Below are 25,893 nucleotides of genomic sequence, written 5' to 3'. Positions count from 1 at the left end.
TTGGCGGAGGCGGCGTTCGCGCTGCTGATGGGCGGCTTTGCGGCGGGAGCCCTGCTGCTCCTCGGACCGGGCGGCGGGCCGAGGAGGCGCGGGGATCGCGGTGGTGGCGGCCGGGCCGGCCCGGGCGCCCGAGCGGTCGATGTCGGGCGCCGGAGTGCGGGGTTGACGGCCTTCGGGTCCGTGGTGCGGCGGAGTGGCGTTGGTGGCGACGGCGAGGGAGGTGGTGGTCGTGGTGGTGGACGGGACGGCGCTGTGGTGGGCGCTGGTGTTGTGCGGGGCCGCGGTGGCGGCGTGGTGCGGGCTGAGGCGGCGGACGGCGGGCGTTCGTCGAGCCGGGGCGGTGCTGGCGGGTGATGCCGGCGCCGGTGTCGACAGCGGAGGCGGCGACGGCGTCGGAGGCGGCGACCGCGGTGCGGTGGCTGAGCTGGTGCGGTGGTCGGGCGGGCTCGGGCGGTCCCTTCGGAGCGCTCCCGAACTGCTGCTCCTGCCCGGAGGGTTGGCGGCCGGCGGGGCGGCGGGATCACCGGTCCCGGTCCTGGTGGCCGTTGCGGCCGTCCTGCCGGTGCGGCGGTGGCGGCTGCGGCGGGCGACGGCCGCCGAGGCGCGGCACCGGGCGTCCGCCGTGGTGGAGCTCTGCGCCGGGCTGGCGGGCGAGTTGCGCGGCGGGGCGAGGCCCGAACAGGCCCTGCACCTGGCGACCGCGCGGATCGCCGCCGATCCCGTGGCGCTGAGCAGGCTCGGTGCCGAACCGGTCGCCAGGCTCGCGGCCGGCCGGTACGGCGCGGACGTGCCCGCCGCGTTCCGGCTGCTCGCGGAACTGCCGGGCGGGAGCGGGGCGGCGGCGGTCGCCGCCTGCTGGGAGGTCGCCTCGGCCGGCGGATCGGGCCTGGCGGCCGGGTTGGACGGGGTGGCCGAAGCCCTGCGGGTCGAGCGGGCGCTCACGGAGGAGATCACCGCCGAGCTGGCGGCACCGCGCACCACGATCGCGGTGCTGGCGGCCCTGCCGCTCGCCGGTTTGCTGCTGGGCGCGGCTCTCGGGGCCGGACCGCTGGAGGTGCTGTTCCACACGCCCGCCGGGCTGGCCTCCCTGGCGGCGGGCACGGCCCTGGAGGTACTGGGCCTGGCGTGGACCGCCCGCATTGTCCGGGGTGCCGCCGAGGGCGCCCTGGGCTCCGCCCCGGTGCAGGAGGCCGAGCCGCCGGCGGGGGAGTGGCGGTGCGGGATCACCCGGACCCGGGCCAGGCCGGGTCGGCCGAGCGGGGCGTTCCGCCGGGAGGTGGGGTGCGGATGACCTGGCTGACGGATCCGGCCGGCGCGGGAGTGTTGCTGGTCGGTGCGGTCGGTGCGGTCGGTGCGGTCGGTGCGGTCGGTGCGGCCCGGCCCGGCAGACGGGCACGCCGACGGGCCGACGCCCTTCTCGGCACCGCCGATCCGCCCCGGCCGAGGCGGGCCGGGCGCTGGGCGGCGGCGCGGGGGAGCCCGGTCGTTCCGGGTCGGGCGCGGCGGGCTGCGACGGCGCTGGCGGCCGGGCTCGGGGCGGCGGTGTTCCTCGGCGGACCGGGAGGCCTGGTGACCGGCGGACTGCTGGCGGTCGTGCTGCACCGCTGGATGCCCCGGGCGAGGTCCCCGGCGCAGCGGCAGGCCGCGCTGGAGGAGGCGCGGTTGGTGCGACAGCTGCCGCTCACCGCCGAGTTGTTGGCGGCCTGTCTCGGGTCGGCGGCCTCGCCCGCGGCGGCGGTGGCGGCGGTCGGGGCGAGCGTGGACGCGCCCATGGGCCGGCGGCTGCTGTCGACGGCGGCGGAACTCGCGCTGGGGTCGCCGCCGGAGATCTGCTGGCGCCGGCTCGGGGAGGAACACCCGCCGCTGGCACCGCTGTCCCGGTGCCTGGTTCGGACGAGTCTGAGCGGTGCCCCTGCGGCGGCGGCGCTCTGCGGGCTCGCGAGCGGCCGGCGGGCCGAGGCCGTCCGGGCGGCGCACGCCCGCGTCCGTCGGGCCGGGGTGCTGGCGACGGCACCGCTCGGGCTGTGCTTTCTCCCGGCCTTCGTCCTGATCGGGGTGGCCCCGGTGGTCGTGGGGCTCACCGGCCGCTTCTCGCACGCGATGTGACGCAACACCGGATCCATTCGACGCAAGGAGGAACACCATGAACGTGGCGATCAAGACCGTGGCCGTGGCCGTCGTCGCTCCCGTCACCGCTTCCGGCGGGCCGGCCCACCGGATCGCGGGCGCGATCCGGCACCGGGTCCGGCACCAGGTCCGGCACCGGATCCGGGCCCGGAGCGGCTCGGACGCGGGGATGACGACCGCGGAGTACGCGGTCGGCACGCTCGGGGCGTGCGCCCTGGCGGCCGGGCTGTACAAGGTGGCGACCAGCACGGCCGTGCTGGAGGCGCTGGCCGGCGTCCTGGACCGGGCGCTCCATGCGGCCTGACCGGCCGCCGCGGCGCCCGCTCCGGCTGCGGCGCCCGCTCCGGCCGCGGCGGCCGCGACGGCGACGGCGCGGCGACGGTGGGTTCGTCACCGCCGAAACCGCCGTCGCGCTGCCGGCGCTGGTGCTGCTGGGCGTGCTGCTGGTCTGGGCCGTGCTCGCCGCGGCCGCCCAGCTCCGCTGTGTCGACGCGGCACGGGTGGGCGCCAGGGCGGCCGCGCGCGGGGAGGCCGATGCCGCCGGGGCCGCGCGGGCGGCCGCGCCGGCGGGAGCGGCCGTCCAGGTCGATCTGGCGCCGGACACCGTGCGGGTCACCGTGGACGCGCCGTACGGCGCGCCGGGGCGGTTCGCGGAGGTGCTCGCGGTGCGGCTGAGCGCCACCGCCGTCGCGGCCCGGGAGGACACCCTGCGGGGAGCGGAGGGAGGTGCGGGTCCGTGGGCGGGCTGAGGGTCCCGGCGCGTCTCGGGGCGCGCCGGTCCGACGCGGGATCGGCGACGGTCTGGCTGCTGGCCTGCGCGCTGCTCGGCTGTCTGGCGTGCAGCGCCGGGCTCTCGGTCGGCGCGGTGCTCGGCGCCCGCCACCGGGCGGAGTCCGCCGCCGACCTCGCGGCGCTCGCGGCGGCCGACGGGCTGCTGCTGGACGCGGACGGAGGTTGCGGCCGGGCCGGTGCCGTGGCGGCCGCGCAGGCGGCCGTCGTGGTCTCCTGCGCGGTGGACCGGGCGGCGGACGCCGTCGAGGTGGTGGCGCAGGTGCCCGTCGCCGGGCTGCCGTCGCGCCTGCCGGTCGGTCCGGCCCGGGGACGGTCCCGGGCCGGACCGATCAGGGCGCCGGTGGCGCCGACGGACGAGGAGGCGCGGGCCGCGCTGGGCGAATCCGGACCGATCGGGGGTGGCTCATGAGGCTCCCGGCGGGCCGTCTCCCTCGCCGGTGGGCCCCTTCGACCCTGGCTTCTCCCCCGGCCCCTCCCCGGGCTTCCCCTCCGACGTCCCAGCTCGCTCCGCGGCCCGGGCGGCCTCCTCGGGGCCGTCGGCCGCCCGCGCCGGCGAGGGGCGTCCGGGGTGCCCGGACGGCCTGTCCCCGTCGGCTCCTCGGTCCTGTACGGCTCCTCGGTCCCGTACGGCTCCTCCGTCCCGGCCGGGATCTGCGGCGGTCCCGGGGGCGCCGGCGAGCAGCACGTCCAGCAGCCGGACGGCGGCCGCCTTGTCCAGCGGATCGTTGCCGTTGCCGCACTTGGGCGACTGCACGCAGGACGGGCAGCCGCGCTCGCACTCGCAGGCGGCGATCGCCTCCCGGGTGGCGGTCAGCCACTGCACGGCCCGCCGGAAGCCGCGTTCGGCGAAGCCAGCCCCGCCGGGGTGGCCGTCGTAGACGAACACGGTGGGCAGCCCGGTGTCGGGGTGCAGCGGTACCGAGACGCCGCCGATGTCCCAGCGGTCGCAGGTGGCGAAGAGCGGCAGCAGGCCGATCGAGGCGTGCTCGGCGGCGTGGGCGGCGCCGGGCAGCTGGTCGGGCGGGATGTCCGCGTCGAGCAGCTGGTCCTCGGTGACGGACCACCACACGGCCCGGGTGCGCAGGGTCCGGGGCGGCAGGTCGAGCTTGCTCTCGCCCATGATCTCGCCGGTGGAGATCCGCTTGCGGAGGTAGCCGACCACCTGGTTGACCACCTCCACCGAGCCGAAACTGAGCCGGCCCTCGCCCCAGTCGACGGTGGTGTCGGTGGAGAGCACGGAGATGGAGGTGATGTCCCGCGCGGAGGTCGTGTAGGGCGGGTCGGCGGGCTCGACCAGGGCGACCGAGTTCTCCAGGTCGAAGTCCCGGACCAGGTAGCTGCGGCCCTGGTGGAGGTGGACCGCCCCGGTGTGCACGGTGGTGTGGGCGGCGGAGGCGTCCACGGTGCCGAGCAGCCGGCCGGTCGGGGCCTCGACGATCTGCACCGGACTGCCCCCGCTGCCCCGCAGGTCGACGGCGTCGGCGGCCCGCTCGCGGCGGGTCCAGTACCAGGCGTCGCCGCGCCGGCGGAGCAGTCCGCGCCGCTCCAGCACCGGCAGCAGCGGCGCGGCCGAGGGACCGAACAGCTCCAGGTCCGGATCGGTGAGCGGCAGCTCGGCGGCGGCCGCGCACAGGTGCGGGGCGAGCACGTGCGGGTTGTCCGGGTCGAGCACGGTGGCCTCGACCGGGGTGGCGAACAGCGCCTCCGGGTGGTGCACCAGATAGGTGTCCAGCGGATCGTCCCGGGCGATCAGGACGGCGAGCGCGCCCTGGGCCTCGCGTCCGGCCCGGCCGGCCTGCTGCCACAGCGAGGCCCGGGTGCCCGGGTAGCCGGCCATCAGGACGGCGTCCAGACCGGAGACGTCGACCCCGAGTTCGAGGGCGGAGGTGGAGGCGAGGCCGAGCAGCCGGCCGGAGTGCAGCTCGCGTTCCAGGGCCCGGCGCTCGTCGGCGAGGTAGCCGCCGCGGTAGGCGGCGACCCGGTCGGCGAGCGGGCGGCCGAGCTGGTCCTGGGTCTGCAGGGCGACGAGCTCGGCGGCCCGCCGGGAGCGGACGAAGACGACGGTGCGGGTCTCCCGCTCGACCAGGTCGGTCAGCAGGTGGGCGGCCTCGGCGGTGGCGGTGCGGCGGACCGGCGCCCCGTTCTCGCCGACGTTCTCGGTGAGCGGGGGCTCCCAGAGCCCGAAGACCATCGGGCCGCGCGGTGAGGCGTCCTCGGTGACCGCCTCGGCGGGCAGACCGGTGAGGCGGCGGGCGGTGACGGCCGGGTCGGCGGTGGTGGCCGAGGCGAGCAGGAAGACGGGCGAGGAGCCGTAGCGGGCGCAGATCCGCCGCAGCCGGCGCAGTACCTGGGCCACGTGCGAGCCGAAGACGCCGCGGTAGCCGTGGCACTCGTCGACGACGACGTAGCGCAGGGTCTTGAGGAAGGAGGACCAGCGGGCGTGCGCGGGCAGGATGCCGCGGTGCAGCATGTCCGGATTGGTGAGGACGTAGGAGGCGTACTGGCGGACCCACTCGCGCTCCTCGGGCGGGGTGTCGCCGTCGTAGAGGGCGGCCCGGACGCGGGGCGGGGCGAGTTCCGCGGCCCGCCGGCGCTGGTCGGCGGCGAGCGCCTTGGTCGGGGCGAGGTAGAGCGCGGTGGCTCCCCGGCCGTTGCGCGCCTCGGTGCCGTCCAGCAGGTCGGAGAGCACCGGTCCGAGGTAGCCGAGGGACTTGCCCGAGGCGGTCCCTGTGGCGATCACCACAGATTGACCGGATTTGGCCAGGTTCATCGCCTCGGCCTGGTGGGCCCAGGGCTGCCGGACACCCATGGCCTGGGCGGATGCGGTGATCTCGGGCCGGATCCAGTCGGGCCACGGCGCATACCGGGCGCGCCGGGCGGGAAGGTGCTCCGTATGGGTGAGCCGGTCCGACCGCCCTCGGGTGGTGGACAGGGTCGTGAGCAGTGCCTCGGGCAGGCTGTGACGCGGCGGCATGAGGACCCAGTGTGTCACCGGCGTGACGGAGAATCGTCCTAAGCCATCGTGCGGGCATGGTCGCAGGTGGTTGAATGTGGCCGTGACGGCCGTACGGCCGGGGGTCGCAGCGCTGAGGCTCGCCACGCACTGGCTGGGCGTGCCCGGAGCTCGCGACCATGCGGTGACGGCCGTCCGGCCGAGGATCGCAATGACGTAGCAAGGCAAGGTGCTGGAGGTTCCGTGGACCTGTCCCTGTCGACCCGTACAGTCGGCGACCGCACGGTCGTCGAGGTTGGCGGCGAGATCGATGTGTACACCGCCCCCAAGCTGCGCGAGCAGCTGGTCGAGCTCGTCAACGACGGTAGCTACCACCTCGTCGTCGACATGGAGGGCGTGGACTTCCTGGACTCCACGGGCCTCGGCGTGCTGGTGGGCGGTCTGAAGCGGGTGCGTGCCCACGAGGGCTCGCTGCGCCTGGTGTGCAACCAGGAGCGCATTCTGAAGATCTTCCGGATCACCGGTCTGACCAAGGTCTTCCCGATCCACAGCTCGGTGGACGACGCGGTCCAGGCGACCGACTGATCCGCAGGACCGACTGACCCGGCCGGGCCGGCCCTCAGCGGCCGGTCCGCCCGATTCCCATGCGTCCGGGAGCCGGGGCCGCGCGCCCCGGCCCGTCCGGTCGCCCCAGGGCCGGTCGACACCGGCCCGCAGGGGCCGTGGACCGGCCCCGGTCGGAGCACCCCGAGGGGGAAGAGATGGCAACCGTCGAACTTCGATTCAGCGCGCTTCCCGAACACGTGCGGACGGCCCGGCTGGTCGCCGCGGCGGTCGCCAGGCGAGCCGGGGTCGACGAGTCGGTGCTCGACGAGGTGCGGCTCGCCGTGGGCGAGGCGTGCTCCCGCGCGGTCGGCCTGCACCGGCGCGGGGACGTCAAGGGCGCGGTGCGCGTCGCACTGATCGACCAGAAGAAGCGTTTCCTCATCGAGGTCGAGGACGAGGCCGGTCTCGACACCGTCCCGACCGCCGGTGCGGCGGATGGCGCCGAGCCGGACGAGGACGCCCTGGGTCTCGCGGTGCTCACCGGCCTGGTCGAGGACCTGGAGGTCACCGCCGGTGCCGACGGCGGACTGATCCGGATGAGCTGGCCGGCCTCGGCGGACACCCTCGCGCTCTGAGCGGCGCGCGGGGACCGGCGAGTGGCGCGCGGCGAGCGGGAGGCCGCGCGCACAGCACAGCGGGGGCGGCCCGGGCGGGGACCGGGAGTCGAACGGCGGCCGTGTAGGTTCGCAGTTCGACGACCGAAACCGAAAGGGCTTCTCCCGGTGAACAAGCGACTGCTGGCCGTACCCGCGCTCGGGGCGCTGCTGGCGTTCGGCGCCGTCGGCTGCGGCGACGACAACAGCAAGCAGCTGGAGTCCTGGTCGGCGAACGTGTGCGGCGCCGCCAAGGACCCGATCGCCCAGGCGCAGACCGCGCTGGCGGACACCGCGCAGGTGAAGACCGGCGAGGTCCCGGCCGACCTCCAGAAGCGCCTCTCGGCGGACCTCGGCCAGCTGGCCAAGACCAACCAGGACATCGCCGCGGCCATCGACAAGGCCGGTGCCCCCAAGGTGGACGACGGCGCGACCCTGCAGAAGGACACCGTCGCCGAGCTCAACAAGGCGGCCGACGGCTACGTCGAGATCCAGAAGAAGCTGGACGCGCTCTCCGTCGACGACCAGTCGAAGTTCGCCGACGGGCTGCGCAGCGTGGCCGACCAGATCCAGCAGCTGTCCGCGCTCTCCACGCAGGCGCAGGGCAAGCTGCAGCGCGGCGACCTCGGCGCGGCGATGGCCAAGCAGGAGGGGTGCAAGCCGGGTACGGCGGCCGCCGCGCCGACGGGTGGCTCGACGGGCAGCCCGTCCGCCGCGCCGACGGACGCGGCCACCGGCGCGCCCGCGGCGGGCGCCACGGACGGGGCGAGCCCGGCGGGCGACCCCGCCGCCGCGCCCTCCACCCCGGCCGCCGCCCCCTCGGCGAGCTGACAGAACGCTGACCGAACGCTGACCGAACGCACCCCCACCCCCTCGGCCCCGGCCGCCGAGGGGGTGGTCGGCGTTGGCGAGGACGACCCACCGGCGGGAGCCTCGGCGAGCGCGCCCGCGAATGCCTCGGCCGGCGCCTCCGCGAGCGCCTCGGCGAAGGCGGGAAGGACGGGTGCGGGGGCCGCGCGGGGGACAATGGCGGGGTGATCAGTAGCCCCGCTCTCGACCCGACCCGCCTCGCCAAGCTGCGCGAGGCGCTGCTCGCCGCCTCGTACACCGCCGACGGCTGCCTGGACCTGCTCGGGCCCACCGGGTACGCGGCGCTGGCCCGCAGCGAGGCCGTGCCCGCGCTGCGCGCGACCCGTGGCGGCAGCCCGCTGGAGACGCTGGTGCGGCTCTTTCTGCTGCAGCAGCCCGTGCCGTACAAGGCGGCCGCCGCCGCGCTGCCGGTGGAGGACTGCCTGGCCGACGGCTGGCTGCGCCCGGACGGCGAGCTGGTGCGCGCCACCGTGGACGTCCGCCCGTACGCCAACGAGGTCGCCGGGCTGCCGGGTTCGGACGCCTGGGTGGTCTCCGACCTCGGCTGCGCGGTCGGCGGCGCGGGCGGGATCGGCTCCGGCGAGACCGCGCACGGCGTGGCCCGCAAGGACCTGGTGCTCGGGGTGGGCGGCGCGTCCACCACGCTGGGCAACATCACCGTGCGCCGGCCGGTCCGCTCGGCGCTGGACCTCGGTTCCGGCTCCGGCGTGCAGGCGCTGCACGCCGCCCGGCACGCCCAGCGGGTGACCGCCACCGACCTCAACGCGCGGGCGCTGCGCTTCACCGAGCTGACCCTGGCGCTGTCCGGTTTCGACAACACGGAGACCGCCGCCGGCAGCCTCTTCGAGCCGGTGGGGGAGCGGCGGTTCGACCTGATCGTCTCCAACCCGCCGTTCGTGATCTCCCCGGCCGGCCGGTTCACCTACCGCGACGGCGGGATGGCCGGCGACGACCTCTGCCGCAGCCTGGTCCGCTCGGCCGCCGAGCACCTGGAACCGGGCGGCTACTGTCAGTTGCTGGCCAACTGGCAGCACGTCAAGGGCGAGGACTGGCACGACCGACTGGCCGGCTGGGTGGCCGGCACCGGCCTGGACGCCTGGATCGTCCAGCGCGAGGTGCAGGACGTGGCCCAGTACGCCGAACTCTGGCTGCGCGACGGCGGCGACCACCGCGGGCCGGGCGGCGACTACCGGGCCCGGTACGGGGAGTGGCTGGACGCCTTCGAGGCCGGCCGGGTCGAGGGCATCGGCTTCGGCTGGATCACCCTGCGGGCGAGCGGCGCCGAGCGGCCGACCGTCCGGGTCGAGGAGTGGCCGCACCCGGTGGAGCAGCCGCTCGGCCCGCACATCGAGGAGTGGTTCGACCGGCAGGACTTCCTGCGCACGCACGACGACGCGGGCCTGCTGGCGGCGCGGTACGTGCTGGCCGACGAGGTGGTCCAGGAGCAGGTGGGCGCGCCGGGGGCGGAGGACCCGGAGCACGTGATCCTGCGTCACAACCGCGGCATGCGCCGGGCCACCAAGGTGGACACGGTGGGCGCCGGCTTCGTCGGGGTCTGCGACGGGACGCTGTCGGCGGGCGAGATCGTCGACGCCATCGCCCAGCTGCTGGGCGAGGACCGGGTGGTGCTGCGGGACCGGGTGCCGGAGTCGCTGCGGCTGCTCACCGAGCAGGGGTTCATCCGGCCGGTGGTCTGAGCGCCGGCGGCCCGAACCAGGCGGTCCGAGCGCCGGCGACGCCCGGGCCGCCGGAGGTTCGAGCGCAGGCGGTCCGGGCGTCGCCGGTTCACTTCCCGGCTTCCCCCGGTTCGTCGGCCGTTCGCCGAACGTCTTCCCCTCGTTGGCCCTGGACTGTGAGGCTCTGTCCACAGGCTGTGGACAGAGCTGGGGGCGGCTGGGGTGGAAACGACGACGGCGGCCGTGGGGGGCACGGTGTTCGTCCTCTTCGGTGGCGCGCTGCTGCTCTGGTGCGCCGCCGAAGCGCGCCTGCGCCACCGAGTACGCCGCCGGGGCCGGCCGGCCGTCGCGACCGTGGTCGCCGAGACCGACGCGCACGGCGCGCTCGACAGCGCACCCCTGCTCTCCTTCGCCACCGAGCCGGCGGCCGTCGGAGCGCGCGGCGGAGGAATGCCGGGTGTCCTGGCCGTCGAGGCGTGCGAGCTGGTGCTGACCCGTCCGCGCGGCCACACTCCGCTGCGCCGCCCGGCCCGGCTGGTCCCGGGCACCTCCGTCCGGATCGCCTACGATCCCCGCCGCCCCGCCCGCGCGGTGCTCGCGCCGGAGGAGATCGGCCCGCGGACCGTCCTCGCCGACCTGCTGTGGACGGTGCTCGGCCTCGGCTGCCTGGCGGCCGGGGCGCTTCTGCTGCTCAGCGCCGGGTAGCCCGCCCGCGCCGGGGGTCCCGTGGACCCCGGCGGTCGCCCCGATATTCCGTTGACAGATTTCGAAATCCGTCATTCCATCCTTCGAAACCCGCCGAAGCCCCCCTCCGCAGGGCGCGACGCGTCGCCCTCGGGTTACCGTTCGAGTGGCGTCGGTCGGCCTTGCCGGTGAAATTGCGGGATCCGTCCGTTTGACAAGGGTGGCCGGGGTACGGTCACACTCCGCTGGTGGGGTCGTCGTACAGCGGCAGCCCCGGGACGGTGGAGGGGTCGGGCGGAGCGCAGCCCGTGCAGCCGGCGCCGACCAGCTCACGTAACGACCGGGAGAGAAGAGCGAAGGTGTCCCCGAGCAGCGAGACCGCGCACGGACAGCGACTCGTCATTGTCGAGTCGCCGGCCAAGGCGAAGACGATCAAGGGCTACCTGGGCCCCGGCTACATCGTCGAGGCGAGCGTCGGGCACATTCGCGACCTCCCGAGCACGGCCGCCGAGGTCCCGGACAAGTACACCGGCGAGGTGCGCCGTCTCGGTGTGGACGTGGACCACGACTTCGCACCGATCTACGTGGTCAACGCGGACAAGAAGTCCCAGGTCAGCAAGTTGAAGTCGCTGCTCGCGGAGTCCGACGAGCTCTTCCTCGCCACCGATGAGGACCGCGAGGGCGAGGCCATCGCGTGGCACCTCCAGCAGGTGCTCAAGCCCAAGGTGCCGGTGCACCGCATGGTGTTCCACGAGATCACCAAGTCGGCCATCCAGGAGGCGGTGGCCAACCCGCGCCAGCTGAACCAGCGTCTGGTCGACGCCCAGGAGACCCGCCGCATCCTCGACCGCCTGTACGGCTTCGAGGTCTCGCCGGTGCTCTGGAAGAAGGTCATGCCGAAGCTGTCGGCCGGCCGCGTGCAGTCGGTCGCGACCCGGCTGGTGGTCGAGCGCGAGCGCGAGCGGATGGCGTTCCGCTCGGCCTCGTACTGGGACCTGGTCGGCACCTTCGGCACCGGCCGCACCCCGGCCGACGCGGCCAACCCGGAGAGCTTCGGCGCCCGGCTGATCGCCGTCGACGGCAAGCGGATCGCCAGCGGCCGCGACTTCGGCCAGGACGGCCGGCTCAAGGCGGGCAGCGCCAGCACCCTGCACCTGGACGAGCAGGCCGCCCGCGCGCTGGCCGCCGCCCTGGAGCAGACCGCGTTCTCGGTGCGCGGCGTCGAGTCCAAGCCCTACCGCCGCTCGCCGTACGCGCCGTTCCGCACCACCACGCTGCAGCAGGAGGCCAGCCGCAAGCTGGGCTTCGGCGCCAAGCGGACCATGCAGGTGGCCCAGAAGCTGTACGAGAACGGCTTCATCACCTATATGCGCACCGACTCCACCACGCTGTCGGACACCGCCGTCTCGGCGGCCCGCGCCCAGGTCACCCAGCTGTACGGCGCCGACTACCTGCCGGACGCGCCGCGCACCTACGCCTCCAAGGTGAAGAACGCGCAGGAGGCGCACGAGGCGGTCCGCCCGTCCGGCGACCGCTTCCGCACCCCCGCCGAGACCGGCCTGAGCGGCGACGACTTCCGGCTCTACGAGCTGATCTGGATGCGTACCGTCGCCTCCCAGATGAAGGACGCGGTCGGCCAGTCGGTCACCGTCAAGGTGGGCGGCCGGTCCGCCGACGGCCGGGACGTCGAGTTCTCCGCCTCCGGCAAGATCATCACCTTCCACGGCTTCCTCAAGGCCTACGTCGAGGGCGCCGACGACCCGAACGCCGAGCTGGACGACCGCGAGCGCCGGCTGCCGCAGGTCGCCCAGGGCGACCCGCTGGCCGCCGAGCAGCTCACCCCGGAGGGCCACGCCACCAAGCCGCCGGCCCGCTACACCGAGGCCTCGCTGGTCAAGGAGCTGGAGGACCGGGAGATCGGCCGCCCCTCCACCTACGCCTCGATCATCGACACCATCATCGGCCGCCGGTACGTCTTCAAGAAGGGGACGGCGCTGGTGCCGTCGTTCCTCTCCTTCGCCGTGGTCAACCTGCTGGAGAAGCACTTCGGCCGGCTGGTCGACTACGACTTCACCGCGAAGATGGAGGACGACCTCGACCGGATCGCGGCCGGTGAGGCGCAGTCGGTGCCGTGGCTCAAGCGCTTCTACTTCGGCGAGGGCGACGAGGGCGCTGCCGCCGGCGGCGCCGCCGAGGCCGGAAACGGCGACGGCGACCACCTGGGCGGCCTGAAGGAACTGGTCACCGACCTCGGTGCGATCGACGCCCGGGAGATCAGCTCGTTCCGGGTCAGCGACGACATCACCCTGCGGGTCGGCCGCTACGGCCCGTACGTGGAGCGCGCCTCCGAGGTCGAGGGCGAGCCCGGCCAGCGCGCCGACATCCCGGACGAGCTGCCGCCGGACGAGCTGACCGTCGAGCTGGCCGAGGAACTGCTGGCCAGCCCCAGCGGCGACTACGAGCTCGGCCCGGACCCGGTGAGCGGCAACCAGCTGGTCGCCAAGAAGGGCCGGTTCGGCCCGTACGTCACCGAGATCCTGCCCGAGGGCACGCCCAAGACCGGCAAGAACGCGGTCAAGCCGCGCACCGCCTCGCTGTTCAAGACGATGTCGCTGGACACCGTCACGCTGGAGGACGCGCTCAAGCTGCTCTCGCTGCCGCGCGTGGTCGGCCTCGACCAGGAGGGCGTGGAGATCACCGCACAGAACGGCCGCTACGGCCCGTACCTGAAGCGCGGCACCGACTCCCGCTCGCTCGCCGACGAGGACCAGCTGTTCACGGTCACGCTGGAGGAGGCGCTGGCGATCTACGCCCAGCCCAAGCAGCGCGGCCGGGCCGCCGCCGCGCCGCCGCTCAAGGAGCTGGGCACCGACCCGGTCAGCGAGCGCCCGGTGGTGGTCAAGGACGGCCGGTTCGGTCCGTACGTGACCGATGGCGAGACCAACGCCACGCTCCGCAAGGACGACGCGGTCGAGACCATCACCCCCGAGCGCGGCTACGAGCTGCTCGCCGAGAAGCGGGCGCGCGGGCCGGTGAAGAAGACGGCGAAGAAGGCCCCGGCGAAGAAGGCGGCGGCCAAGAAGACCGCGACCAAGACCGCCGCCAAGAAGACCACGGCGGCGGCCAAGACCGCGGCGAAGAAGACCACCACCGCGAAGAAGACCGCCACCAAGGCGGCGGCGGCCAAGAAGACCGCCGCGAGCAAGGCCACCGCCACCGACGAGGGCTGACCCCCGCTCGGTCGCACCCGGGCCCGCGTCCGCCCCGGCGGCGCGGGCCCGAACCGTTCGCCGATCCGCTCCGGCGGGCCCGGGACCGGGCGTGACAGGGTCGTGCGCGGATCGTCACAACCCGGTGGCGGCGGCCGTCCGGAGCCACGCTCCCCTCTTTTGCGGCATGCCCCGACCGCTACGCTGACCGTATGACGAGCGAGGAGCAGCCCACCCCCAGCGCCGCGGCGGCCGCCGGTACCGGCACGCCCGACCGGCCGGAGACCGCGCCCGCCGGGACCGCCGGCGAGCGGATCCGGGCGCTGCTGCGGCTGCGCCCCTACCGGCGGCTGTGGACCACCCAGCTGATCGGCGGCACCGCCGACCGGCTCGGCCTGCTGGTGCTGCTCGTGCTCACCGTGGTCGCCGCCGGGCTCGGCGGGTCGTTCGGCGACCCGCCGCGCGGCCTCGCCTTCGCCGTCGCCGCCGTCCTCGCCACCCGGCTGGCCGCCACCGGACTGCTCGGCGCCGCGCTGCTCGGCCCCGTGCACGGGCTGCTCAGCGGGAAGCTCGACCGGGGCTGGACGCTGTTCGGCGCCGACGTGCTGCGCGCCGTGCTGATCGGCGTCGCGCCCTGGTGGATCGTCTGGCTGGGCTCCGGCCCGAAGCCCTCCGGCGCCGCGACCTGGGTGCTGCTCGCCACCGTCTTCCTGACCGGCGCCGCCGAGCGGGTCTGGGCGATCGCCAAGGCCGCCGCCGTCCCCGCGCTGCTGCCGCCCGCCGACGCCTACGCCCCGGCGGCCGAGCGGCGCCCGTCCGCCGCCAACCTGGCCACCGTCCGGACCCTGGACCACCGCACCGGCTGGGCCACCGTGCCGCTCGGCGCCGCCGCGCTGATCGCGCTCACCCTGCTCAACAACATCGGCGCGGCGCTCGGCTCGGACTGGCTGCGCGCCCACCAGACCACCTTCGCCGCCCTCGGCGCGGCCGCCCTGTTCGCCGTCTCGGCCGTCCGGGTCCACCTCCAGGAGCTGCCCGGCGGCCCCGTCCGGGTGCCGCCGGCCTCGCCGCTGCGGGGCCTGCGGGCGCCCGTCGACGCGACCCCCGGCCCGGCCCTGGCGAAGGGCCGCACCGGTTCCGCCCCCTACTTCACCTTCGCGGTCTGCGCCGGGTACGCCACGATGGCCGGCGTCGCCGCGCTGGCCCTGCTGACCGCCGTCGAGCACCGCGCCGGGCCGATCGGCTACGGCCTGCTGGTGCTGGCCGCCGCCGGCGTCCCCGCGATCGGCGTCCGGATCACCCGGGCCGTCCTGCCCTCGCTCTCCCGCCGCCGGCTGCTCGCGCTCGCCCTGCTCACCGAGGGCGTCGCGCTGATCCTGGCCGGCCTGGTGGTGGACTTCGTGCTGGTCCTGCTGCTCACCGTGCTGGCCGCGCTGGCCGCCGGAGTGGCGGTCTCCACCGGCCGCGCCCTGCTCGCCCAGGAGGTCGAGGAGGTCCGGCTGCCGCAGGTCACCGAGCACCTGTACGCGGTGCTGCGGGTCGTGGTCGGCGGTGCGCTGGTCGGCCTCCCGCTGATCGCGGCCGCCTACGGGGACGTCGAGTACGGCACCGTCGAGCCCGGCTCGTTCACCTTCATCCACGGCGGCGCGGCCCTCGCGGTCGCCACCGCCGGACTGCTCACCCTGGTGCTGGCCGCGGTGGTGCTGCTGCGCACCGACGACCGGCGCGGCACCGTGCCGTTCGGCCGGGACCTGGTCGACGCGGTGCGCGGCGCCACCGGACCGGCCCCGCACCGGGCGGGCACCGGCTTCTTCATCGCCCTGGAGGGCGGCGACGGCGCCGGCAAGTCCACCCAGGCCCAGGCGCTCGCCGAGTGGATCCGCGGCAAGGGCCACGAGGTCGTGCTGACCCGCGAGCCCGGCGGCAGCCCGGTCGGCCAGCGGCTGCGCGGCCTGGTCCTGGACGTCGGCAACACCGGCCTCTCGCACCGCGCCGAGGCCCTCATCTACGCGGCCGACCGCGCCGAGCACGTCGAGAACGTGATCCGCCCGGCGCTGGCCCGCGGCGCGGTGGTCATCACCGACCGGTACATGGACTCGTCCATCGCCTACCAGGGCGCCGGCCGCGACCTGGCCGCCACCGAGGTCGCCCGGATCTCGCGCTGGGCGACCGGCGGGCTGCTGCCCGACCTGACCGTCGTCCTCGACGTCGACCCGACCCGGGCCCGGGAGCGCTTCACCGAGGCGCTGGACCGGCTGGAGTCCGAGCCGACCGAGTTCCACCAGCGGGTCCGTTCCGGCTTCCTGGCGCTGGCCGCCGCCGACCCGGCGCGCTACCTCGTCGTCGACGGCAGCCAGGCCCCCGGCGTCGTCACCACCGCGGTCCGCCACCGGCTGGACCGCGAGCTGCCGCTCTCCGAGCAGGAGAAGGCCGCCCGCGCCGAGCAGGAGCGGAAGGCCGCCGAGGAGGCGCGGCGCCGGGCCGAGGAGGAGGCCCGCAAGCGCGCCGAGGAGGAAGCGGCCGAGCGCAAGCGCCAGGAGGTGCTGGCGCAGCTGCGGGCCGAGCAGGCGGAGAAGGAGCGGCTGGCCAAGGAGGAGGCCGAGCGGGCCGCCGCCGAGGCCGCGCGCAAGGCGGCCGAGGAGGCCCGGAAGAAGGCCGAGGAGGAGGCCCGCCGCCGGGCGGAGGAGGAAGCGAAGCGGCGCGCCGAGGAAGAGGCGCGGCGGGCGGCCGAGGAGGCCGAGCGCAAGCGGCTCGCCGAGGAGACGGCCGCCAAGGCGGAGCTCCAGCGGCAGCGCGAGCTGGCGCGCGAGGAGCAGCGGCGCCGGGCGGAGGAGGCGCTGCAGCGGGCCGAGGAGGCCCGGCTGGCGCAGGCCGCCGCGCTGGCGGCGGCCGCGGCGGCAGCCGCCGAGGCGGCGGAGCGCGCGGGCGCCGCGGGTGCGGGCGCGGGTGCCGGGGGTGCCGGTGCCGAGGGTGCGCCGGACGATCCGGCGACCACCGAGCTGCGGGCGGTCAAGGACACCGGCGCGACGGATCCGCGGCCCGGGCGCGGCGAGGACGCGACGCAGGAGATCCCGGTGCGCGGCCGGGGCGCCGGCGTGGCGGACCTCACCGCCACGGCGAAGCTGCCGGTGGTGCCGTCCGGCCCGGCGGCCGACGAGACGGCCGTGCTGCCCAGGATCCCGGCCGAGGACGCCGACCGGACGGCGGTGCTGCCGAAGATCGGGCCGGGCACCCCGGCCCCGTCGCGGGAGCGGCGCCCGGGCGCCGAGGAGCGCCCGGTGGAGCGCACCCGCGAGCTTCCGGTGATCGACCCGCAGCAGGACCGGCCCGCCGCCGACCCCCGGCCGCGTCCGGACTGGGCGGAGGAGACTCCGATGGACGACCTGCCCAGCCTGACCGACACGCTGCTCGGCTCGCGCGAGGAGTGGGCCCGCTGGGACCAGGACGACCGCCCCCGTCCGGGCGGCGCCGGCGGTCAGGGACGTCAGGGCGGCCGGCCGGGTCGCGAGGGCCAGGACGGTCAGGGTGCCCAGGGCGGTCAGAGCGGCCAGGGCGGTCAGGGCGGCCAGGGCGGTCAGGGCGACGGCAAGGGCAAGGGCCGCCGCTGGGGCCGCCGGGGCTGACCGGGCCCCGGCCGGGCGGGTTCCCGCGGCGCCCTGACCCGTCGTAGCCGCCACGTATGCTCGACGGCGGGAGCGGTAGTCCGTAGCGAGCTTGGGAGCAGTAGTGGCCGTCTGGGACGACCTGGTGGGCCAGGAGCGGGTGGTCGAGCAGCTGACCGCCGCCGCCCGGGCGGCCGGGGCGATCGTCGGCGCCGGCCGCGGCGCCGAGCCGGAGCCGGGTGGCAACGCCTCGCTGATGACGCACGCCTGGCTGTTCACCGGCCCGCCCGGAGCCGGTCAGACCACGGCGGCCCGGGCCTTCGCCGCCGCGCTCCAGTGCACCAGCCCCGACCTCGCACTCGGCGGCACGCCCGGCTGCGGCTTCTGCGACGGCTGCCACACCGTCCTCGCGGGCAGCCACGCCGATGTGAAGTACGTCCGCACCGACGGCCTGTCCATCGGCGTTGGCGACATGCGCGACCTCGTGCTGCGCGCCTCCAGCTACCCCACCGGCGGCCGCTGGTCGGTCATCCTGGTCGACGCCGCCCACCGGCTCACCGAGGCCGCCGCCAACGCGCTGCTCAAGGGCGTGGAAGAGCCCTCCCCGCGCACCGTCTGGCTGCTCTGCGCCCCCTCGGTGCAGGACGTGCTGCCGACCATCCGCTCCCGCTGCCGCCTGCTGGTGCTGCGCACCCCGGCCGCCGAGGCGGTCGCCGACATGCTGGTGCGACGCGACGGCGTCGAGCCGCACACCGCCCGGCTGGCCGCGCTGGCCGGGCAGGGCGACGTCGATCGCGCGCGCCGGCTGGCCGTCGACGAGCAGGCCCGGACCCGCCGCACCGACGTGCTGCGGATCCCGCTGGAGGTCGGCGACATCGGTGGCTGCCTGGCCGCCGCCCAGCGCCTGGTCGACACCGCCAAGGCCGACGCGGAGGCGCTCGCCGAGACCCAGGACGCCAAGGAGACCGACGACCTCAGGGCCGCCTACGGCGCGGCCGAGGGCAGCAAGGCGCCGCGCGGCATGGCGGGAGCGGTCAAGGAACTGGAGAAGCGGCAGAAGAGCCGGGCCACCCGGACCCGCCGGGAGACCCTCGGCGTCGCCCTGCTGGACCTCCTCGGCTTCTACCGGGACGTCCTGGCGCTCCAGCTCGGCTCGACCGGAGCGCTGGCCAACGAGGACCAGCGACAGGCACTGGACCGGGTCGCCCAGGCCGGCCCGCCGGAGTCCACGCTGCGCCGGATCGAGGCGGTGCTCGCCTGCCGGCGGGCGCTGGACCGCAACGTCGACCCGCTGCTCGCCGTCGAGGCGATGACCGTGGCGCTGCGCGCGGGCTGAACCGCCCGGGGCGGGCGGGGGCGCCCCGGTTCGGCTTGCCGCCCCCGTGCTTCGTCCCACCTTCGAGTGAACGTGCGTTACGCGCCGGGCATACGCGTGTGCGAGCCCCGGATCGTCTTGCACCCTGGGGGCCGACTGAGCCCCGCCGCCGGGGCCGTCGCGTCCCGTAACGGTGCCGGGCCCGACCGGTCGGCCGGCCCTCCTCCGAGGTGGTGCGTCCCATGGTCCGTTCGCTTCTGATCATTCCGCTGCTGGCCGCCGCCGGGGGCGGGGTCTGGCTGGCGCGCGGCGCCCTGCTGCGCTGGCGCGACCTACGGGCCGCCGAGACGTACGGACTGGCCGGGGAGCAGCGGCCGATGCTGCTGCGGGCGGCCGGGGCGATGGTCTGCGGAGTCTGCGTCACCGCGTTGACGCTGCTGACGGCGCTGGGCACGTTCGGTGCGCTGGGCGGGGGCGGGGGCGGGGGCGGGAACGGCGCGGCCGATCCGTTCGCCGACCGCTTCGACGGCCCGGAGGCCGGGGTCGCCGGTCCGGGCGGGGGCCGGCAGGCCGCTCCGCCGATCGAGGCCGCGGGCGCCGCCGACCCCGCCTCGGCGCCCGCCCCCGCTCCGGCCCTGCCGACGCCGTCCCCGGTGTCGGTCGTCAGCCGCTTCGACAGCGTCGGCCACCCGGGCGGCGGCGAGCTGCTGCAGTCCGCCGTCCCCGGCCCCGACGGCCACCCGCGCAACGTCCGGGTCTGGCTGCCCGCCCAGTACGCCAAGGACCCGAACGCCCGCTTCCCGGTCGTCGTGATGCACGCCGCCACCCCCCGGAAGACCGCCGACGCCGAGGTCCCGGACGTCTTCGAGGGGCTCGCCTCCGCCGTGCAGAGCGCCAGGACCAAGCCGTTCATCCTGGTCGCCCCCGAGGCGCCGAACGGCACCGGGCACCCCTGTGAGCTGGTCGCCGCCGCCCCGATGGCCGTCGCCGACGACGCCGCGCTGCGCACCACCATCGCGGCCACCTTCCGCACCCTGCCGCCCGGCCCGGCGGCCTGGGGCGCGCTCGGGGTGGAGGACGGCGCGCCCTGCGCGGCGGCGGCCGGCCTCGCCCGCCCCGACCTCTACGGCGCGGCGGCGGCCGTCTCCGGCCGGTACGACGCGGCGGCGCTCGCCCGGGCCGGCGCCGAGGCGCCCGCCACCGGGAGCCCGAAGCTGCTGCTCGCGGCCGGGAAGGCCGACACCGCCGGGCTGGACGCCGCCCGCAAGCTCCAGTCGGCGCTGCGCGGCGGCACCGGCGCGGCCGCCCGCGCCGAGGTGCGGATCTCCGACAACGCGACGGACTACTCGGCGGAGCGGATCCGGCTGCGGCTGGTCCGGCAGGCGGCGCAGTACCTCGGCGAGGCGCTCGGCAAGGCGTCCTGAGCCCGCCGGTGCGCGGCACTACGCTTCCGGTACCCCGGGTGGCAGTGGGGCCACCGGGAGTGAACGGCTGAGGGGATCCCAGATGCGGGCCGACAGGCGGCAGGACGGCCCGGCGCGGGTGCGCGCCGGGCGCGGGGGAGGGGTGGCAGCAGCCGCGCTGCTGGCGGCGGCCGGGCTGGTCGCGGGCGGCTGTTCGGCCGGCGGGGCGGGAACGCCCGGGGCCGCTCCCTCGGACACCGCCGCCCCGTCCGCGGCCGTCTCCGCGTCCGCCACCGCAGTCGCGTCCGCCCCGCCGCCGGTCACACCGCTGGAGGCGCTGCCCGCCGCCGTGCCGTCCGCGCTCGTCCCCTACTACGGGCAGCGGCTCGCCTGGCAGCCCTGCGACGACGGCTACGAGTGCACCACCTTCCGGGTACCGCTGGACTACGACCGCCCCGCCGACGGCGAGCTCACCCTGGCCGCCGTCCGCGCCCCGGCCGTCCCCGCCGACTCCGCCGCGTCCTCCGCGTCCGGTGGCCGGCTCGGCTCGCTGCTGCTCAACCCCGGCGGCCCCGGCGGCTCGGCCGTCGAGTACGTCGAGGGGGCGGCCCGCACCTACGACCCCGCCGTACGCGCCCGGTACGACCTGGTCGGCCTGGACCCGCGCGGGGTCGGCCGCAGCTCCCCGGTCACCTGCCTGAGCGGCGACCGGATGGACGCGTACACCGCCGTCGACATCACCCCCGACGACCCGGCCGAGGTCGACGCCCTGGTGGCCGCCGCCAAGGAGTTCGCCGAGGGCTGCCGGCAACGGTCCGGCCCGCAGCTCGGCCATCTGAGCACCGTCGAGGCGGCGCGCGACCTCGACGTGCTGCGCGCCCTGCTCGGCGACGAGCGGCTCAACTACGTCGGCAAGTCCTACGGCACCTTCCTCGGCGCGACCTACGCGGGCCTGTTCCCGAGCCGCACCGGCCGGATGGTGCTCGACGGCGCGATGGACCCCTCGCTCGACTCGCTGGCCGGCAACCGCACCCAGGCGGGCGGCTTCGAGACCGCCTGGACCGCCTTCGCCCGGGACTGCGCCACCCGCGAGGACTGCCCGCTCGGCCGCACCGAGCAGCAGGCCGGCGAGCAGCTCGCCGCCCTGTTCGCGGCGGTCGACGCGCACCCGCTGCCGACCACCGGCGGCGCCCGCCGGCTCAGCGAGGCGCAGGCGACCACCGGCGTCATCCAGGCCATGTACGCGGACTTCCTCTGGCCCCGGCTGCGCACCGCGCTCGCCGACGCCCGGGCCGGCGACGGCACCGGCCTGCTCAAGCTCTCCGACGCGTACTACGGGCGGGAGGCGGACGGCTCCTACCCCAATCTGATGTTCGCGAACACGGCGGTGAACTGCCTCGACCTGCCCGCGCCGTTCGCGGGCCCGGAGGACGCCGCGCGGGCGGTGCCGGACTTCGAGCGGGCCTCGCCGCGGTTCGGCCGGGACATGGCCTGGATGGCGCTGACCTGCACCTACTGGCCGGTCCGGGCCACCGGCGCGCCGCACACCGTCCGGGCCGCCGGCGCCACGCCGATCGTGGTCGTCGGCACCACCCGGGACCCGGCCACCCCGTACGCGTGGGCCCGGGCGCTGGCCGGCCAGCTGGAGTCCGGGCGGCTGCTGACGTACGACGGGGACGGCCACACCGCGTACGGCCGTCACGACGCCTGCCTCGACGGAGCGGTCAACCGCTACCTGCTGGCCGGCGAGGCCCCGGAGAACGGGAAGCGTTGCGGCCCCTGAGGAAGCGGCCGGTACGACGTTAGGATGAGCGCCCCCTCATCGCTCTCCCACCCCCACCGGAGCCCACCGTGCTCGGAGTCAACGACCTGACGACGTACGTCCTCGGCGCCCTCGTCATCGTCCTCCTCCCCGGCCCCAACTCCCTCTACGTGCTCTCCGTCGCCGCCCGCAAGGGCGTCCGCACCGGGTACCGCGCCGCCGCCGGCGTCTTCGTCGGCGACTTCACGCTCATCAGCCTGACCGCACTCGGCGCCGCCTCCCTCCTGGAGGCCAACCCGGCCGTCTTCGCGGTGGTGAAGTTCGGCGGCGCGGCCTATCTGCTCTGGATAGGCATCGGCATGCTGCGCGCTGCCCGCCAGCTCTGGCACGAGCACCGCGCCGACCCCGGGGCCGCCACCGCCGAGTCCGCCGCCGACCCCGCCGAGTCCGCCGAACGCCCGTTCCGCCGCGCCCTGGTGATCAGCCTGCTGAACCCCAAGGCCATCCTCTTCCTGCTCTCCTTCTTCACCCAGTTCGTCGACCCCTCCTACGGCCGCCCGGTGCTCTCCTTCACCCTCCTCGGCGGCATCCTGCAGACCTTCAGCTTCCTCTACCTCTCGCTGCTGATCTTCGCGGGAACCTCCCTCGCCAGTGCCTTCCGCCGCCGCAAGCGCCTCTCCGCCGGCCTCACCAGCGGCGTCGCCGCCCTCTTCGCCGGCTTCGCCGCCAAGCTCGCCGTCTCCTCCGCCTGACCCCACCGGGGTATCGCGTTACGGATCACCCGCCAACCTGTGTAGACTGGCCCGCGTTGCCAGGACTTCCTGCAACGGCGCCGCCTTAGCTCAGTTGGCCAGAGCAACGCACTCGTAATGCGTAGGTCGCGGGTTCGAATCCCGCAGGCGGCTCTCCGGCGAACCCCAGGTCATTCCTCTGACCTGGGGTTTTCGCGTTCTCTCGGATAGCGGGAGAGGGCTTGCCGTGCCTGAGGTGCCCATGGCCGGGATTGGCCGGTCACGGTTCGTGTCCGGCATGAAATGGCATGCCGGACAGTTGCTGCTGCAGGCGATGAACGATGAACCTCGATGCGGAGGTGCGTGAGTTGAGTGCGAGCACCGCGGGGGATGCCGTGCTGCGGGGGCGGTTACTGGGGCAACTCGAATTGTCGGGCCGCGAGGGGAGGGTCCTGCGGCCGACGGCCGGCAAGCACAGGGTGATCCTGGCCAAGCTCATGCTGCGGGCGGGGAACAGCGTTCCGGCCTCGGACCTGATGACCTGCCTGTGGGACGAGGTGCCGCCGCCCACCGCCAAGGAGGCCTTCTACGTCCATCTCATGCGCCTGCGCAAGGAGATGGCCAGGACCCTGGGGGCGGCCGACGGCCTCCTGACCGGGCCCGGGGGCTACCGGCTCGACATCGATCCGGCGGACATCGACGTCTTCGTCTTCCGTCGCACCGTACGGGAGGCGCAGGCCGCCGAGCGCCGGGGAGACCCCTCCGACGCTGTCGCGCTGCTGCGCCAGGCCGAGACGCTGTGGAGCGGCCCGGCCCTCGCCGACGTACCGTCCGACCTCCTCCAGCGCGGCGAGGGGGCCCGGCTGGACGAGGAACGGGCGCAGGCGGTCGAGCGGCGCACGGACCTGGAACTCGCGATGGGGCACCACACCGGGCTGGTCGCCGAGCTGCGTGCCCTGACCGCACGCCATCCCTCCCGCGAGCGCCTGTGGGGACAGCTGATGCTCGCCCTGTACCGGGACAGCCGGCAGGCCGAGGCGCTGGACTGCTACCGGCACGCCCGCACCATCCTGCGGGAGGGCTTCGGTCTGGAGCCGGGCGACGAACTCGGCCGGCTGCACCACCAGATCCTCCAGCGGACCGTACCGCCGCTCGGGACGTCCCCCGCGTCGTCCCCTGACCCGGTCCCGGCGCCGGCGGGTGGGCTGCCGACGGAGCACGGAACCGGGGCACCCGGCCACGAAGCGGCGAACCGGGGCCCCGCCTGGGTGGCGCAGTGCCAACTGCCGCCCGACACGCCGGACTTCGTCGGGCGCGGCCGCGAGCTGCGGGACATCGAGCAGATCCTGCTGTCGGCCACCGAGACGACCGCCGTACCGGTGGCCGTCCTCTCGGGGCCGCCCGGCGTGGGGAAGAGCGCGCTCGCCGTCCGCGTCGCCCACCGGATGCGCTCCTGCTTCCCCGACGGTCAGTGGTACGTCCACCTGCCCGGCACCGCAGGGCGCCCCGACGCGGCCAGCGACGCCCTCGCCGATCTCCTGCGGCTCACCGGCACCGCGTCGCACAGCGTTCCGGAAGGACAGGCCGCCCGCGCCGCCGCCCTCCGCGCCCGGCTCGCCGATCGCAGGGTGCTGCTCATCATCGACGGCGCCGGCAGCCTGGAGGACGTCCTTCCGCTCCTGCCCGGCGGGCCCGACAGCGCCGTACTCGTCACCAGCCGGCGGGTGCTGACCGGCCTGCCCGGCGCGCTGCAGGTACGCCTGACTCCGCTCACGGCAACCGAGGCCGGTCGACTCCTCGCCGCGCTCGTGGGCGACCGGGCGGAGAAGGAGCCCGACGCGGCGGGGGAGATCGCCGCCCTCTGCGGCCACCTGCCCCTCGCCCTGCGCATCGCCGGGGCCCGCGCGGCCACCCGCCCCGAGGCCTCGCTGTCCCGCTTCGCCCACCGCCTGCGCGACCGCCAGCGTCTGCTGGACGAACTGCGGGCCGACTCCATGCACCTGCGCGCCAGCATGGAACTCAGCTACACCGGACTGTCGGAACAGGTCCGCTCGGCCTTCCGCGCCCTCGGCCTGCTCGACGGATCCGCCTTCCCCGACTGGGTCCTCGCCGCCCTCGTCGGTCACGAACAGGACGCCGACCCCCTCATCGAGGAACTCGTGGGGGCCAGCCTCATCATGACCGTCGGGCACGACCGCACCGGCGAACCCTGCTACCGCATGCACGACCTGCTGCACGTCTACGCGTCCGACCTCGCCGCGTCCGACCCCGCGGACGACCGCCGCGCCGCGCTGCGCCGCCTGCTCGACGCCCTCCTCCAGATCGGATCCGCGGCACACACCCGGCACCGGCGGATCATCTGGGGACGCCGGGCCGAACCGAGTGCGGACGACGCGTCGTCCGGGACCGTCGTCGTCCCGGGGCAGTGCATCGACCGGCTCACCGCGGACCCACTGGCCTGGGACGAATCGGTGCGCCAGATCGCCATCTTCATGGTCGAACGGTCCTGCGAGCTCGGCTGGTACACCGATGCTCACCGCCTCGCCGAACTGGTGTCGGTGACGACGCCGCTGGAGTTCCAGCGGATGTACGGCGCGGTCCTCTGCGCCGCCCGCGCGGCCGGTGACGAACTCCTTCTCGCCCGCGCACAGTTCGCCCAGGCGCGGCTCATGGTCGACCAGCGCGCGGAGGCCTCCGCGGAGGCGCTCCAGAAGTGTCTCGTCGACTTCGAACGGATGGGCGCGGACTACGAGGCCTGCCACGTCCTCGTCTGGCTCTCCCTGTGGCACACCCTGCGGGACGAGGGGTTCCTGGCCCGTCGGTACGCCGCCCGCGCCCAGGATCTCGCGGGGACCTTCGGCGCCGACGCGGGCCGTGCCCTCGCCGTACCCGAGTTCGTCGCGGCGCTCGGCACCGACCCGCGAAGCCAGGAGCCGGTGCCCGCCTTCGAACGCGTCTGGCCCTGCCGCGAGACGGCGCACAGCCACCCGCGAACGTCCGAATGCTCCTTCAGATGACCCCGGAGCCCGGGCTCCACCTGCAGTGTTAGACGGATGTCAGGAGGCGCGTTAGGAACCCGATCATAGCCTGGCCCCACTTGTCTTCTGGGGGAGGGCCGACGGGGATGACACGCGAAACCAGCGAGGCACTGGCGGTTGCTGCTGCGTACCTGTACGTCCGGCGCATCGAGGACTATCCGCACACCACCGGGGCCGGGGAGATCCTGGACCTCGGTTCCGGGCTCTACGTCCACGGCCACGACACCATCGCGGACTTGGCTGCACGCATCGCCGAAGCACTGCCCGGCGCCGAGGACGCGCTGCGCGAGAACCTGCGGCTGTCCGCAGCCGACGCCCCGGCCCTGTACGTCTTCTCCCGCCACGCGGACGGCGCGACCCGCCACACCCCGCTCGTGGACCTGCATCGGGTTGGTGTGGGTGTGGGTGGGCGGAGTGTGGTGGAGGTTTTCGGGGACTGGGTGGGGCGGTCGCCGGGGGCGGTGGCGGTTGTTGGTGAGGGTGTTCGGTGGTCGTTTGCGGAGTTGGATCGTCGGGCTTGGGTGTTGGCGGG

The 25,893-nt window shown here is 75.6% G+C and carries 19 protein-coding genes and 1 tRNA gene; 19 read left to right on the top strand and 1 reads right to left on the bottom strand.

Features of this window, described 5'->3' with window-relative positions; translation table 11 throughout:
- Nucleotides 1-202: 202 nt before the first annotated feature.
- The 5 genes from ACFVVU_RS32280 to ACFVVU_RS32260 are packed head-to-tail and all read left to right on the top strand — an operon-like array spanning nt 203 to nt 3,328.
- Nucleotides 203-1,291 carry a type II secretion system F family protein gene (locus ACFVVU_RS32280; protein ID WP_380685547.1) on the top strand — a complete coding sequence of 363 codons (1,089 nt, stop codon included), beginning with the start codon at nt 203-205 and terminating at the stop codon, nt 1,289-1,291.
- A complete protein-coding gene (locus tag ACFVVU_RS32275) occupies nt 1,288-2,106 on the top strand; it encodes a type II secretion system F family protein (RefSeq protein ID WP_387793697.1) in 819 nt (272 codons plus the stop codon). Before ACFVVU_RS32280 ends, ACFVVU_RS32275 begins: the two co-directional genes overlap by 4 nt.
- A 37-nt stretch (nt 2,107-2,143) precedes the next feature.
- On the top strand, nt 2,144-2,431 hold the full coding sequence (locus tag ACFVVU_RS32270; protein ID WP_380685551.1) for a DUF4244 domain-containing protein: 288 nt from the start codon (nt 2,144-2,146) through the stop codon (nt 2,429-2,431).
- Nucleotides 2,421-2,876: a TadE family type IV pilus minor pilin gene (locus ACFVVU_RS32265; protein WP_380685553.1), complete on the top strand. Its 456-nt coding sequence runs from the start codon at nt 2,421-2,423 to the stop codon at nt 2,874-2,876. The genes ACFVVU_RS32270 and ACFVVU_RS32265 overlap by 11 nt, the downstream gene beginning before the upstream one ends.
- Entirely contained in the window at nt 2,864-3,328 is a 465-nt protein-coding gene (locus ACFVVU_RS32260; RefSeq protein WP_380714693.1) for an Rv3654c family TadE-like protein, read from the top strand. The genes ACFVVU_RS32265 and ACFVVU_RS32260 overlap by 13 nt, the downstream gene beginning before the upstream one ends.
- Here the strand turns inward: ACFVVU_RS32260 and ACFVVU_RS32255 are convergent.
- The gene (locus ACFVVU_RS32255; protein ID WP_387793694.1) at nt 3,323-5,893 is read right to left on the bottom strand and encodes a DEAD/DEAH box helicase; all 2,571 of its coding nucleotides are present in this window, start codon (nt 5,891-5,893) and stop codon (nt 3,323-3,325) included. The two genes, ACFVVU_RS32260 and ACFVVU_RS32255, sit on opposite strands and share 6 nt — an antisense overlap.
- A 222-nt stretch (nt 5,894-6,115) precedes the next feature.
- On the opposite strand from ACFVVU_RS32255, the gene bldG reads away from it, so the two are divergent.
- The 14 genes from bldG to ACFVVU_RS32185 all read left to right on the top strand — a co-directional run.
- The gene (bldG, locus tag ACFVVU_RS32250; RefSeq protein ID WP_355360232.1) at nt 6,116-6,457 is read left to right on the top strand and encodes an anti-sigma factor antagonist BldG; all 342 of its coding nucleotides are present in this window, start codon (nt 6,116-6,118) and stop codon (nt 6,455-6,457) included.
- 176 nt (nt 6,458-6,633) lie between these two features.
- The gene (locus tag ACFVVU_RS32245) at nt 6,634-7,053 is read left to right on the top strand and encodes an ATP-binding protein (protein WP_355360229.1); all 420 of its coding nucleotides are present in this window, start codon (nt 6,634-6,636) and stop codon (nt 7,051-7,053) included.
- A gap of 147 nt (nt 7,054-7,200) precedes the next feature.
- Nucleotides 7,201-7,902: a small secreted protein gene (locus tag ACFVVU_RS32240; RefSeq protein WP_380687712.1), complete on the top strand. Its 702-nt coding sequence runs from the start codon at nt 7,201-7,203 to the stop codon at nt 7,900-7,902.
- 203 nt (nt 7,903-8,105) lie between these two features.
- On the top strand, nt 8,106-9,638 hold the full coding sequence (locus ACFVVU_RS32235; RefSeq protein ID WP_380687714.1) for a methyltransferase: 1,533 nt from the start codon (nt 8,106-8,108) through the stop codon (nt 9,636-9,638).
- A 222-nt stretch (nt 9,639-9,860) separates the two neighbouring features.
- Complete coding sequence (locus ACFVVU_RS32230) at nt 9,861-10,322, top strand: DUF3592 domain-containing protein (protein WP_387793691.1); 462 nt, start codon at nt 9,861-9,863, stop codon at nt 10,320-10,322.
- Between the two features lie 338 nt (nt 10,323-10,660).
- Nucleotides 10,661-13,531 (top strand): type I DNA topoisomerase, encoded by a 2,871-nt coding sequence (gene topA, locus ACFVVU_RS32225; RefSeq protein WP_387793689.1) that lies wholly within the window; start codon nt 10,661-10,663, stop codon nt 13,529-13,531.
- A 191-nt stretch (nt 13,532-13,722) separates the two neighbouring features.
- Nucleotides 13,723-17,133: a dTMP kinase gene (gene tmk / locus ACFVVU_RS32220; RefSeq protein WP_387793687.1), complete on the top strand. Its 3,411-nt coding sequence runs from the start codon at nt 13,723-13,725 to the stop codon at nt 17,131-17,133.
- Nucleotides 17,134-17,236: 103 nt separating this feature from the next.
- Entirely contained in the window at nt 17,237-18,448 is a 1,212-nt protein-coding gene (locus ACFVVU_RS32215; RefSeq protein WP_387793685.1) for a DNA polymerase III subunit delta', read from the top strand.
- A gap of 221 nt (nt 18,449-18,669) precedes the next feature.
- Nucleotides 18,670-19,851: a hypothetical protein gene (locus ACFVVU_RS32210; RefSeq protein WP_387793683.1), complete on the top strand. Its 1,182-nt coding sequence runs from the start codon at nt 18,670-18,672 to the stop codon at nt 19,849-19,851.
- A gap of 82 nt (nt 19,852-19,933) precedes the next feature.
- On the top strand, nt 19,934-21,613 hold the full coding sequence (locus tag ACFVVU_RS32205) for an alpha/beta hydrolase (RefSeq protein WP_387793681.1): 1,680 nt from the start codon (nt 19,934-19,936) through the stop codon (nt 21,611-21,613).
- A gap of 68 nt (nt 21,614-21,681) precedes the next feature.
- The gene (gene leuE, locus ACFVVU_RS32200; protein WP_387793679.1) at nt 21,682-22,344 is read left to right on the top strand and encodes a leucine efflux protein LeuE; all 663 of its coding nucleotides are present in this window, start codon (nt 21,682-21,684) and stop codon (nt 22,342-22,344) included.
- Nucleotides 22,345-22,423: 79 nt separating this feature from the next.
- Nucleotides 22,424-22,497, top strand: a tRNA-Thr gene (locus tag ACFVVU_RS32195).
- Nucleotides 22,498-22,664: 167 nt separating this feature from the next.
- On the top strand, nt 22,665-25,340 hold the full coding sequence (locus tag ACFVVU_RS32190; RefSeq protein WP_387793677.1) for a BTAD domain-containing putative transcriptional regulator: 2,676 nt from the start codon (nt 22,665-22,667) through the stop codon (nt 25,338-25,340).
- Nucleotides 25,341-25,447: 107 nt separating this feature from the next.
- The coding region (locus ACFVVU_RS32185) for a hypothetical protein (RefSeq protein WP_387793675.1) at nt 25,448-25,893 on the top strand (446 nt) is incomplete at its 3' end.

This window comes from Kitasatospora sp. NPDC057965, from assembly GCF_042887135.1.
Classification (GTDB): domain Bacteria; phylum Actinomycetota; class Actinomycetes; order Streptomycetales; family Streptomycetaceae; genus Kitasatospora.
Note: the sequence above shows the minus strand (reverse complement) of the source record. Positions and strands in the feature narration are given on the sequence as shown.